At 70.2% G+C, this 12499-nt stretch carries 10 protein-coding genes (1 of these 10 only partly in view); 7 read left to right on the plus strand and 3 right to left on the minus strand.

Features of this window, described 5'->3' with window-relative positions:
* From JN22_RS13575 to JN22_RS13600, 6 genes are all read left to right on the plus strand, one after another.
* On the plus strand, window positions 1-420 hold the 3' end of the coding sequence (locus tag JN22_RS13575; protein WP_085554405.1) for a sigma-54-dependent Fis family transcriptional regulator. The gene continues 1551 nt to the left of window position 1, outside the view; the window shows 420 of its 1971 coding nt (coding positions 1552-1971); its start codon lies beyond the left edge, outside the window; its stop codon occupies window positions 418-420.
* 168 nt (window positions 421-588) lie between these two features.
* Complete coding sequence (locus JN22_RS13580; RefSeq protein WP_085554406.1) at window positions 589-1662, plus strand: ATP-NAD kinase family protein; 1074 nt, start codon at window positions 589-591, stop codon at window positions 1660-1662.
* Between the two features lie 44 nt (window positions 1663-1706).
* Window positions 1707-2690, plus strand: a complete 984-nt coding sequence (locus JN22_RS13585; RefSeq protein ID WP_085554407.1) for a thiamine pyrophosphate-dependent dehydrogenase E1 component subunit alpha — start codon at window positions 1707-1709, stop codon at window positions 2688-2690.
* Window positions 2691-2736: 46 nt separating this feature from the next.
* Window positions 2737-3774 (plus strand): alpha-ketoacid dehydrogenase subunit beta, encoded by a 1038-nt coding sequence (locus JN22_RS13590; RefSeq protein WP_085554408.1) that lies wholly within the window; start codon window positions 2737-2739, stop codon window positions 3772-3774.
* Window positions 3775-3834: 60 nt separating this feature from the next.
* Complete coding sequence (locus JN22_RS13595; RefSeq protein WP_179166152.1) at window positions 3835-4989, plus strand: acetoin dehydrogenase dihydrolipoyllysine-residue acetyltransferase subunit; 1155 nt, start codon at window positions 3835-3837, stop codon at window positions 4987-4989.
* 53 nt (window positions 4990-5042) lie between these two features.
* Window positions 5043-5828: an SDR family NAD(P)-dependent oxidoreductase gene (locus tag JN22_RS13600; protein ID WP_085554409.1), complete on the plus strand. Its 786-nt coding sequence runs from the start codon at window positions 5043-5045 to the stop codon at window positions 5826-5828.
* Window positions 5829-5849: 21 nt separating this feature from the next.
* Here JN22_RS13600 and JN22_RS13605 read toward each other — a convergent pair whose 3' ends face one another.
* Together JN22_RS13605 and JN22_RS13610 are read right to left on the minus strand one after the other, a co-directional pair.
* Complete coding sequence (locus tag JN22_RS13605; RefSeq protein WP_085554410.1) at window positions 5850-7373, minus strand: MFS transporter; 1524 nt, start codon at window positions 7371-7373, stop codon at window positions 5850-5852.
* A 59-nt stretch (window positions 7374-7432) separates the two neighbouring features.
* Window positions 7433-7978, minus strand: coding sequence for a TetR/AcrR family transcriptional regulator (locus tag JN22_RS13610; protein ID WP_085554411.1), 546 nt, complete (start codon window positions 7976-7978; stop codon window positions 7433-7435).
* 234 nt (window positions 7979-8212) lie between these two features.
* Between JN22_RS13610 and JN22_RS13615 the strand changes: the two genes are divergently transcribed.
* Entirely contained in the window at window positions 8213-9862 is a 1650-nt protein-coding gene (locus JN22_RS13615; protein ID WP_085554412.1) for a caspase family protein, read from the plus strand.
* A 35-nt stretch (window positions 9863-9897) separates the two neighbouring features.
* Here JN22_RS13615 and JN22_RS13620 read toward each other — a convergent pair whose 3' ends face one another.
* Window positions 9898-12174 (minus strand): CHAT domain-containing protein, encoded by a 2277-nt coding sequence (locus JN22_RS13620; protein WP_085554413.1) that lies wholly within the window; start codon window positions 12172-12174, stop codon window positions 9898-9900.
* Window positions 12175-12499 lie beyond the last annotated feature (325 nt).

Consider the following 12499-nt stretch of genomic DNA (forward strand, 5'->3'; position numbering starts at 1 on the left):
CGGCTGCTGGCCGAACGGGCGGCGCGCGACTCCAGCGCCTACCGGCTGACCCCGACGGCCCTGGCGGCCCTGCGCGCCCATCCCTGGCCGGGCAACGTGCGCGAGCTGGTGAACGCGCTGGACTACGCCTGCGCCGTCTGCACCGCCGGGGTGATCGAGTTGGCCGACATTCCCGAGCCGGTGCAGCACAGCGGGCTGTTCAGGGCGTGGCCAGCCCCCGGCGCGGCGTCCACCATGACAACGCCCGCTCCGGTTCGGCCGGAGGAGGACGGCCAGGATTCCGCCACCCGGCTCCGCGAGACCCTGCGCCGCCATCACTGGAACGTGTCGGCGGCGGCGCGGGCGCTGGGGGTGGACCGCTCGACCGTCCACCGCCAGATGCATCGCTTCGGCATCGTCGCGCCGCACCGGCTCGACTGAACGCCACACCTGTTGCAGGCCGATGCAACAGGTCGCGCAACAGGTGATGCGGCACGCGCCGCCGGATCGCGCGCCGATCGTTGAAAAACATGATGATCGGCCACACTGACGGCTTGGCACGCCGGTTGCTCTCTTCCCTTCGGCATCCACGCATGAAGGGGACGCATCGTGACTCCGGTCGTCGGCATCGTCGCCAACCCCGTTTCCGCCCGCGACATCCGGCGGGTCGTCGCCAACGCAGCGAACCTCCAGGTCACCGACCGGGCGAACATTCTGCTGCGCGTGCTGGCGGCGCTGCGCGCCTGCGGCGTCGCCGAGGTGCTGATGATGCCGGAGAAGGGCGGCATCCGCGGCCATGTCGAACGCGGGGTGGCGCGGGCGCGGGCCCATGGCGAGGATCCCTACCCCGCCATCCACCCGGTGGCGATGCCGGTCACCGGCACCGTCGAGGACACCCACCGCGCCACCCGCGCGATGCGGCAGGCCGGGGTGGCCGCCATCGTCGTGCTGGGCGGCGACGGCACCCACCGGGCGGTGGCCGCCCAGTGCGGCGCGGTGCCGATCGCCGGCATTTCGACCGGCACCAACAACGCCTTTCCCGATCACCGCGAACCGACCATCACCGGGCTGGCGACCGGGCTGGCGGTGACCGGCCGGGTGCCGCCGCACATCGCCTTCGCCGGCAACAAGCGCATCGACGTGGCGATCAACGGCGAAACCCCGTCGGAGATCGCCCTGGTCGACGTGGCGCTGGTGGCCGAGCGCTACATCGGCGCCCGCGCCCTGTGGCGCACCGAGAATTTCCGCGAACTCTACGTCACCTTCGCCGACCCGGAGGTGATCGGCATGTCGGCCATCGCCGGGCTGCTCGAACCCGTCGCGCGCGGCGAGAGCGGCGGGCTGATGGTGCGGCTGTCCCCCGCCGGCCAGCCGTCTCCACTGTCCGGGCCGCGTCCCGGCGGGACCATCCTGCGGGCGCCCATCGCGCCGGGGATGATGGCGGCCGTCGGCGTCACCGACTGGCGCCGCATGCCGGCCGGCGTGCCCTTCGTCCCGGAGGTCGAGGCCGGCACCATCGCGCTCGACGGCGAGCGCGAGCTGTCCTTCACGGCACGGGACCGGCTGTCGCTGACCCTGCGCGACGACGCCTTCCGCACCGTGAACGTGAGCGGCTGCATGCGGCACGCCGCCGAGAACCGGCTGCTGACCGGCACCCCCGTGCCGGTTTCGGCCGATCTGTGAGCACCGCCTTTCAACAATCACCAACCGCACCGGGGAGAGCCACCGTGACCGAGAATCCCTTTCCGCTGAGCAAGGACGACCTGCTGCGCGCCTACCGCACCATGCGGACGATCCGCGAGTTCGAGGAGCGGCTGCACGTCGATTTCGCCAAGGGCGACATTCCCGGCTTCGTCCACCTCTACGCCGGGGAGGAGGCCTGCGCCACCGGCATCATGATGCATCTGAACGACAATGACCGCATCGCCTCGACCCACCGCGGGCACGGCCACTGCATCGCCAAGGGCGTCGACGTCCACGCGATGATGGCCGAGATCTACGGGCGCAGCACCGGCGCCTGCCGGGGCAAGGGCGGCTCCATGCACATCGCCGACCTGTCCAAGGGCATGATGGGCGCCAACGGCATCCTGGGGGCCGGTGCCCCGCTGATCTGCGGCGCGGCGCTCGCCGCCAAGGTGCGCGGCGACCGCGGGGTCGGCATCACCTTCGTCGGCGACGGCGCCTCGAACCAGGGGACCTTCCTGGAGAGCCTGAACCTCGCCGCCGTGTGGAACCTGCCGGTGGTCTTCGTGGTCGAGAACAACGGCTACGCCGAATCCACGGCGATGGAATGGGCGGTGTCCTGCGACAGCTACGTCGACCGCGCCACCGGCTTCGGCATGCCGGGCGTCACGGTGGACGGCACCGACTTCTTCGCGGTCCACGAGGCGGCCGGCGAGATCATCCGCCGCGCCCGCGAGGGCGGCGGGCCGGCGCTGCTGGAATGCAACATGGTCCGCTTCTACGGCCATTTCGAGGGCGACGCCCAGACCTACCGCGCCAAGGGCGAGGTCGAGGCGCTGCGCGCGTCGCGCGACTGCCTGGTCATGCTGGGCGAGCGGGTGATCGAGGCCGGCGTCATCGCGCGCGCCGAGTTGCAGGCCATCGACCGCGCGGTCGCCGACCTGATCGAGGACGCCGTGCGCGCCGCCAAGGCCGCCCCGCTGCCGGCGGCCGGCGATCTGCTGACCGACGTTTACGTCGCCTACTGAGCCCCCCGACCAAGCGTCAACGAACAAGCCACGCGGAGGAAACAGCATGTCCCGCAAGATCAGCATGAAACAGGCGATCAACGAGGCGCTCGACCTCGAAATGCGCCGCGACCCCACCGTCATCGTCATGGGCGAGGACATCGTCGGCGGCACCGGCGCCCATGGCGAGGCCGACGCCTGGGGCGGCGTGCTCGGCGTCACCAAAGGGCTGCACGCCAAGCACGGCGACCGGCTGATGGACACGCCGCTGTCGGAATCGGCCTACATCGGGGCGGCGATCGGCGCCGCCGCCTGCGGGCTGCGGCCGGTGGCGGAACTGATGTTCATGGACTTCATGGGGGTCTGCTTCGACCAGATCTTCAACCAGGCGGCCAAGTTCCGCTACATGTTCGGCGGCAAGGCGGAAACCCCTGTGGTCATCCGCGGCATGGTCGGCGCCGGCTTCCGCGCGGCGGCCCAGCATTCGCAGATGCTGACCCCGCTGTTCACCCACATCCCCGGCCTGAAGGTGGTCTGCCCCAGCAACGCCTACGACGCCAAGGGGCTGCTGATCCAGGCGATCCGCGACAACGACCCGGTCATCTTCTGCGAGCACAAGAACCTCTACGGAATGGAATGCGAGGTTCCGGCCGAATCCTACGCCATCCCCTTCGGCGAGGCGAACGTGCTCCGCGACGGCGACGACGTGACCATCGTCAGCTACGGCCTGACCGTCCACCGCGCCATGGCGGCGGCGGACGCGCTGGCCAGGGAGCGGGTGGAGGCCGAGGTGATCGACCTGCGCACCCTGTCGCCGATCGATTGGGACAGCATCGTCGAGAGCGTCGAGCGCACCGGCCGGCTGGTGGTGGTGGACGAGGCGCACCCGCGCTGCAACCTCGCCACCGACATCGCGGCTTACATCGGGCAGAACGCCTTCGGCGCGCTGAAGGCCGGGGTGCAGATGGTGACGGCGCCGCACACGCCGGTGCCCTTCGCCCCGTCGCTGGAGGATCTCTACGTCCCCAGCGCCGAGGCCATCGCCGCCGCCGCACTCCGCACGCTGGCGCCGACCGGCACCACGCCGCGCAGCATCGCCGCCTGACGGGGCCGCCTGACGGGGCCGCCTGACGGGGCCGCCTTATTTCCGCCGGAGCCTGAATTCATGTTGAACGAGCGCATCAAGCCCATCGTCATGCCGAAATGGGGGCTCTCCATGTCGGAGGGCAAGCTCACCGGCTGGCTGAAGCGGCCGGGGGCCAGCGTGGCCCTCGGCGACGAGCTGCTGGAGGTCGAGACCGACAAGATCACCAACGTCGTCGAGGCGGGGGACAGCGGAATCCTCCGCCGGGTGCTGGGCGAGCCCGGCACCGTCTATCCGGTGAAGGCGCTGATCGCCGTGCTGGCCGAACCCGACGTGCCGGACAGCGAGATCGACGCCTTCATCGACGCCTACGCCGCGCCGGCGGCCGGCGGGGCGGAAGAAGAGGCCGAGGCCGCTCCACGGTATCTCTTCGCCGAAACCCCGGCCGGAACCCTGCGCTACGCCAAGCGTGACGGGGCGCGCGGCGAAGAGGGGCCGGCCGTCCTGCTGCTGCACGGCTTCGGCGGCGACCTCGACAACTGGCTGTTCACCATCGACGCGCTGGCGGAGAGCGCCACCGTCTACGCGCTCGACCTGCCGGGGCATGGGCAATCGGCCAAGACCCTGGCCGATCCGACCCTGGCGGGCCTGTCGAAGGCGGTGCTCGGCTTCATGGACGCGGCCGGCATCGACCGTGCCCATCTCGTCGGCCATTCGATGGGCGGGGCGGTGTCGATGCGGACGGCGCTCGACGCGCCGGAGCGGGTGGCGTCGCTGTCGCTGATCGCGTCGGCCGGACTGGGGAGCGCCATCGACCACGGCTACATCCAGGGCTTCACCGCGGCCAACTCCCGCCGCGACCTGAAGCCGGTGCTGGAGACGCTGTTCGCCGACCAGAGCCTGGTCGGCCGCAAGCTGGTCGACGACCTGCTGAAATACAAGCGGCTCGACGGCGTCGACGCGGCGCTGCGGGCGCTGTCCGCCGCGCTGTTCGCCGACGGCGCGCAGGCCGAGATCCTCGCCGACGCGGTCGCCGCGACCGGACTGCCGACCCTGGTGGTGTGGGGCGAGCAGGACCGCGTCATCCCCGCCGCCCACGCCACGGCGCTGGGCGGCGGGGCGCGGAGCGTGGTGATCCCCAACGCCGGCCACATGGTGCAGATGGAAGCGGCGGGCAAGGTCAACGCCCTGCTCAAGGAGCACATCGGCACCCCCGCCACCCGCACGACCACCTGACCCCTTGCGGACCGGCGCGCCACGGGACGCGCGCCGGTCCAAGGAGACCCATCATGCCCGATCTGAGGAACAAGAGCATCATCGTCACCGGCGCCGGCCGCGGCATCGGCGCCGCCATCGCCCGCGCGCTCGCCGCCGACGGCGCCCGGCTGACCATCGCCGACCGCACCGCCGACGAGGCCGAGCGGGTCGCCGAAACCATCCGCGCGGCCGGCGGCGCCGCCATCGCCGTCACGGTCGACGTGCGCGACCGCGACGCCGTGCGCCGCATGATCGACGAGACGGTCCGCGCGCACGGCCGGCTCGACGTTCTCTTCAACAACGCCGGGGTGGCGCAGACCAAGCCCTTCCTCGACATCACCGAGGAGGACTGGCGCTTCGTCACCGACGTCAACGCGCTGGGCGTGCTGATCGGCATGCAGGAGGCGATCAAGACCTTCCGGGCCCAGGGCGGCGGCGGCAAGATCGTCAACACCGCCTCCATCGCCGGCAAGCAGGGCTACGAGCCGCTCGCCCATTACTCGGCGAGCAAGTTCGCCGTGGTCGCCCTGACCCAGGCGGCGGCGCGCGCCTTCGGCAAGGAGGGGATCACCGCCAACGCCATCTGCCCCGGCGTGGTGGCGACCGAGATGTGGAAGATCATCGACAAGGGCTTCCGCGACACCGGCCTGACCCGGACCGAGAACGAGGCCTTCGACATGTTCGCCGCCGGCGCGGTGCTCGGCCGGCCGTCGACGGCAGAGGATCTGGTCGGGGTGGCGCGCTTCCTCGCCTCACCCGATTCCGACTTCATGACCGGCCAGTCGCTGATGGTCGACGGCGGCATGGTCTTCACCTGACCGGCGGCCGTCGATCCACGTTCAGCAGCCATCGGCGCGCCGTTCCGGCAAGCCGCTGCCTTCGGCCTCCTTCCGGCCGGCGAGCCGGTGGCGAACGACAAGCGCGACGGCGACCAGCATCAGGGCGGCCACGCCGACGACACCGGTGAAGGCTTGGTCGAAGGCCGCCCGCGCCACGCCGACGACCTGCTCCGCCTGGAGCGGCGCCAGCCCTTCGGCCAGGACAAGAGCCTCGTCGAGGCTGTCGCGCGCTTCGGAGGCGATCGCAATCCCCTGCGGGACGAGCATGGCCCGCGTGTAGAGCACCGACATCAGGCTGCCGAGCAGCGCGATGCCGAGCGTTCCGCCCAGTTCGTAGGAAACCTCCTCGATCGAGGCGGCCATTCCGGCCCGCTCCTCGGGAGCGGAGAGCATGATGACCGAGGACGCGGCCGTCACCGCGGCGCCGCTCCCGAACCCCATCGCCGTGAGGGCGGTGATCCACAGGGCGGCGGGACCGTCGTGGCTGGCGAGGAAGGCGAACAGGGACAGCCCGGTCGTCATCAGCGCCCCCCAGAGCACCCGCGCGGAGCCGAGCCGCGGCAGCGCCAGCCCGGTCAGCGGCGCCGCGACCAGGGAGGCGAGCGGGATCGGCAGGATCAGCAGGCCGGCGTCGAGCGGCGACAGCCCCAGCACAAGTTGGAGGCGCTGGCTGAACACCAGCTCCATCCCGATCAGCGCCGCCGACGCCGTCAGGGCGGTCGCCACGCCCGCCGAAAAGCGCGGATCCGCGAAGAGCGAGAAATCGATCAGCGGAAAGCGGGCGCGGCGCTGCCGGCGCACGAACAGCAGCGTGGCGATCAGGCCGACGGCCAGCGCCAGACCGGCCGCTTCCCAGGAGGAATCACGCTTGGCGGCCTCCTTCAGCGCGTAGACCAGGCCGCCGAGCCCGATCATGGCCTGGAGCGAACCGGCCAGATCCCAGGGATGGCCGGCGTCGCCGGGACGGTTGGTCAGCAGAAGGGCGCTCCCGGCCAGGGCCGCCGCGACCACCGGCACGTTGATCAGGAAGACCGCCCCCCAGCGGAAATGCTCCAGCAGCACCCCACCCATCACCGGACCGGCCGCGGCGCCGCCGGAGGCGATGGCGGCCCAGATGCCGATGGCGAGCGACCGCTCCTCCGCGTCCGTGAAGGTGAGGCGGATCAAGGACAGCGTCGCCGGCATCATCATCGCCGCTCCGACCGCCAGCACCGCCCGCGCCGCGACCAGCGCCGCCGCCGAAGGCGCGAAGGCCGCGCCGAGCGACGCCAGGCCGAACACGAGCAGGCCGGCCATGAACATCAGCTTGTGGCCCAGCCGGTCGCCCAGCGAGCCCGAGGCCGGCAGCAGCCCCGCCATCACCAGGGGGTAGGCGTTGACGATCCAGAGCTTCTGCGAGGCGGTGGCCCCCAGGTCGCGGGTGAGCGTCGGCAAGGCGGTGTAGAGCACCGTCATGTCGACGACGATCAGGAACAGGGCGCTGGAAACGGTGGCCAGAATCAGCCATCGGGTGCCGGGAGCCATGAGTCGGGGGATCCTTGGTGGTGACGGAGGCGGGGCGCCGGCGGAAGGCCGGCCTCCGCTCAGCTGCCGCCGTCGAGGAGCGCGCGCAGGTCGTGCCGGAGGCTGCCCCATTCCTCGTCGGGAAAGTCCATGAAGCCGAAGGCGCGCAGAAGGAACGCGCCCTCGGCGGCGAGGAAGGCGAGCCTGGCCCGGCGCCCTTCCTCGGAACGGGGATCGAGGCCGCCAAACCGCTCCCCGTACCAGGCCCTGGTGTTGTCGATGTGCTGTTTGGCCTCGATCAGCGCCGCCATCATGCCGGCCGCCCGGGCGTGGCTCTCGGCGTCCATGGCCATGGTGGCTTCGACGTGGCCGCGCACCGCTTCCACCGGCGACGGCGACGGCCCGGCGAGGGCGGTGATCTGGGCGTCGTACTCGCGTCCCCAGCGTTCGATCATGGCGGCGATCAGGTCGTCCTTGGTCCCGAACCGCGACTGGACGCCGCCCTTGGAAACGCCGGCGGCCTTGGCGACGGCGTCCATCGTCAGGCCGCTGGTCCCCGCCTTCAGCACGATTCCTTCGGCGATGTCGAGAACCCTGTCCCGGTCGATCGTCGGCGGGCGTCCCATGAAACCTCCCGGATCTCATTCAAATCCATACGGATGGATTTGTAACGGCGGACACGTCCACGGACAAGCGCCTTGCGAAGGGGCGGGGCGTCCGGCCGGCACGCACGCCGCATCGCCGGCCGCCAGCTTGACGGTTTCGGCGTCATCCCGATAAGGTGAAAATGGGAAACCCAACGGCCATTTTCCACCGGCGGCCGCAACCGGGCCGGGCTCCATCAGGATAAGAGTGAAGCGATGAAGAATCCGGTCCGCTTCCTGGTTTTCGCTCTTACGCTGTTCGCCGCCTGGATGAGCTGCCAGCCGGTGTCCGCCGAGCGCTTGGCGCTGGTGATCGGCAACAGCGGATACCGCAACGCCGACAGGCTGCCCAACGCCCGGCGGGACGCGGAGGCGATGGCCGACACCCTGCGGCGTCTCGGCTACACGGTGGTCGACGGGTACGACCTCGACCTCGACGGCATGCAGGCGCTTGTCCGCCGCCTCGAGGACACCGCCCGACAGGCGGCACCCGACGTCGTGCTGGCGTATTTCGCCGGCCACGGCATACAGCTCGCGGACCGGAACTATCTGCTGCCGGTCGATTTCCGGCTGACCCGCCTCGGCGAGGTCGACCGGTCGTCGATGTACCTGAACCAGATCCTCGACCGGATGCGCGGAGCGCGCAAGCTGCGCGTCGCCATTTTCGACGCCTGCCGGGACAATCCCTTCGCCGCCGAGCTCGCCCGGCTTCTGGACCTGCGCAGCGTCGGCAGCGTGGCCACCCGCGGGCTGGCGCGGATCGCGCCCCCCGACAACCGCGGAAGCGACGTCCTTGTCGCCTTCGCAAGCGAGGCGAACACGGTCGCCGAGGATGGCGCCGGGCTCCACAGCCCCTACACCGCCGAACTGCTCAAGCACATCGCGACCCCCGGCCTGGAGCTCCGCACGCTGTTCGAGCGGGTGCGCGACGGTGTCCAGACGGCCACCCAGAACCGCCAGCGCCCCTTCGTCTCCGCCTCCCTCGGCAGCGCCCAATATTGGCTGGCGGAGCGCCCGGCGGCGATCACCCAGGCGGCGGGCAGCCCGCCGGCGGTCAAGGAGCCTCCCCGCGACCCGCCGGTCTCCCGCCGTGCCCTGACCGTCGGTTTCCGCAACGTCGACGACAGCGCGGCGATCCGCCAGCTCATCGAAAAGCAGATCCCCCCCTCGCTCTTGCGGCTGACCGCGGAACCCGACCTCGCGGACGCGGTGTTCGTCGGCGTCGGCGACGGCCTGCAACTGAGGCTGCAAAACCCCGCGCTGAATTCGGCGGCGGGCCAGCGCAGCTTCGCGCGCCGCGCCGTCGCGGTCGGGGTTTCCACCTCGGCCCGGCCCAACTGGGACCGGTCGTCGCCGATCGTCGATCTCGTCAAATCCCTCAAGGTCATCGCCGAGAACAGCGACCTGCTGCTGCTGGGACGCGGTTCGGCCGGCTTCCGGCTCAGCCTGTCCACCGGCAACGGCCAGGACCGCTTCGTGAACGACGAACGTCTGTCCTACACCCTCAGATCGGAAAAGGACGCCCATCTCCTGCTGATCGCCGCGTCCTCCGACGGCAGCGTCAACATCCTGCTGCCCAACCAGCTCACCCCCGTCGCGCGCGCCGCCGCGGGACAGCCCGTCACCCTGCCGAGCGGCGGCGAGTATTTCTTCGTCACCGCGCCGTTCGGCACCGACCTCATCAAGTCGATCGCCTTCCTCGACAAGCCGCCCTTCCTGAACGAGCTGATCCCGAAGAACACCGCCTATTCCAGCCTGCGGCCGAAAGAGATGAAGCGCCTGCTCGACCGCATCGCCGCGTGGATGGACGCCAACCCCGGCCGCTACGCCGAGACGGCGCTCTTCATCGAAACCACCGAGCGCTAGCGCCTCATCAACCAAGCGCCAGCGCCTCCCCGCCCCTACTGGATCAGGTAGTAGGGAGCCCAGATGTAGGGCGAGTCCGGATATTCGGCCCGCAGCCGCTCCTGGCTGGACGCGAACGCCTGCCGGACATCCCTGCTCTTGCCGAGGGCGTCGTAGAAATACTCGACGAACTTGCCGGCGGTCATGGAGTTCACCTTCCACAGCGTCAGCACGATGTTCTTGTTGTTGCCGATCAGCAGGGGACGCAGAATCCCGAGCAGCTCCGCGCTGTTCCGGTTGTCGTTGGCGGTGAGGCCGGTCTCGCAGGCGGCGAGGAACACGAGCTCGTTGCCCTGGGCCGCCGGGAAGCTCAGCATGTCGCGGGCGTAGAGGGCGGCGGCGTCGTTGGACGAATCGTCGATCCGGCTGCCCGCGAACAGAAGCTTGGACGCCGACGGATCGTCCGGGTTGTAGAGTCCGTGCATCGACAGGTGCAGGATGGAGCGGCCGCCGGCCGCGCCGAACGCGCCCTTCGACGCGGCCGCGCGCGCCAGCAGCTGCGAGTCCGGAAAATTCCGGGAGATGTGGGGGATCTCCAACTCCGAATCCAGCAGGTCGCCGGTCGGGTTGAACAGGCCCAGAACGCTGGCGGTGGACAGCCGCGACTGCGGCGCGAAGCCCATGAGGTTGAGCGCCCTCGGCGCATCGGTCCCCATGGCGAGGGCGAAGGGGTATTTCGACAGCCATTTGTCGGGGGACACCACCGTGCCCGCCGCCACCGGAAAGGGCAGGAGCAGTTTCGCCGCCGCCCCCGCCGCCGGGCGCCGGCGGCCCGCGGACGGAGACGCGGACGCGAGGGGAGCGGCAGCCGGGCTGGCCGGGGCAGGTCCGGCGGCGACCGCGACCGCGCGGCTCGGATCGAGCGACAGATACTCGGCCTCCAGGCCGGCGATCTCCTCGTCGATGCTGGCGCGCAGGGCGCCGATCTGGGAGCCCGACAGGCGGCGCGCCTGGATCGCCCCGCGCTCCAGATAGGTGATGTAGAGGGCGCCCTCGACGAAGACGTCGCCGTCGGCGGCGGGACGGGCCGGCTGCGGAACGGCGGAGGCCGTCGGCTTCGCCGCCACGGCGACCGCCCGCAGCTCCATCAGGGACCCAGCGGAATCGCGGCGCGACGCCAGGGCGAGCGGCGAGCGGGCGGGCGCCGGCTGATAGTCGCCGGCGATGTAATAGTCCAGGAAGGCCGGAGCGGACCGCGCGCGGGACAGGAACGCCTGCTTGTCCGGCAGATGGGTGACCGGATCGATCGCGACGACCTGGCTTCCGCCCGCCAGGCGTGGGCTTTGCGCGCTGTAGCGGGCGCGCTCCTCCAGGATCATCCGGGATTTGTTCAGGGAGATGTAATAGAGCATGTCGTGAAGGCGCTGGGCCTTGTGACAGGTCTCGATCAGTTTATCGATGTGCCGGTTGACCAGCCGGTTGTACGACCAGCGGGACGCGTAATCGGTGATGTTGCTGTAGGGGATGTAGACGACGGCGAGCGCCATCTCCTCGGCTTCCAGATCGCCGGTGCGGTCGAACACGGCCTCGTAGTAGCGCGACAGGGAGAGGAAGTCGATTTCCTGGAAGAAGAAGTCCGTCGGCTTCATCCCCTCCTTCCGGGCGAGATCGGCACCGGCCAGCGCGCGCGGCGGAGCGCCGAGATTGATAAGCTCCCATTCGGCCCGGATCAGCCGGCTGATCACCTGCCTGCGGTCGGCCGTGCCGGGGTAGGTCTGGAGAAGGTCGGCGTTCACGGCGGCCAGGAAGTCCTCCATCTCGCTCCGCGACCGGATCCGGCCCGCCGTCGGAGAGGATCCCGACAGCAGGCTGCGGTTCCGCGCCATGCGCTCGCGGGAACCGGCGACGATCTGACCGGAGGACACATTGACGTAGCGGTCGCGGTACGCCGTGTCCTTCAGGATGCGGTTGTTCGCCGAGTTCGACTTGAAGCCGCTTTCGGCGGCCAGGACCCCGATGGCCTGGATCTGGCCGTCGGCCTCGATCGCCCGCTCGATGTCCAGCAGATGGTAGCTGTAGAGGTCGGCCAGCTCGTTCAGCAGATGCTGCTTCTCCGACGCCGATGCCGCGGCCTTCAGTTCGGCGAGCATCAGGCGTTCCGCCTCGGAATGCTCCTGCCGCTCGTAGGCCCCCTGCGTGGCGTTGAGGCGGTCGATCCGCTGGGCGAGCTGGCTGTCGCGGACGCCGATCACCGTTTCGGAGGCGCAGGCGCCAAGGCTGACGGCGAGGAGACCGGCGGCAATGCGGAACGTCCAGCCTGCGGGCTTCGCCATCCCGCTACGCGACCGTCCATGGCGAATGCAAGTCGTCATTATGGGAATCCCGCGCAATGATTTGAAATAGAAAAGTTGATCAATTATCATAATTTGCCTTTTTCCGTGTGGGCAAGGCCAAACATGATCGGGAAATACGAAACTCCCGCTTCACCGCGCGTCGCGGCGCCGTGTGCGTTTCCTCCTTCCTCCTGTCCGGCTGCGTCCAGACGGGCATGGGGAACGCGATGAGGGCGCCCAGGGGGGGACGGGGACGGGCAAGCCGGTCTTCCTTCGCCAACCGCTCGGAAGGACCTGAAGAGCGCCACCGGACCGCGCACCCGTC

This window comes from Azospirillum agricola (genome assembly GCF_020005195.1).
GTDB classification, from domain to species: Bacteria; Pseudomonadota; Alphaproteobacteria; order Azospirillales; family Azospirillaceae; genus Azospirillum; species Azospirillum agricola.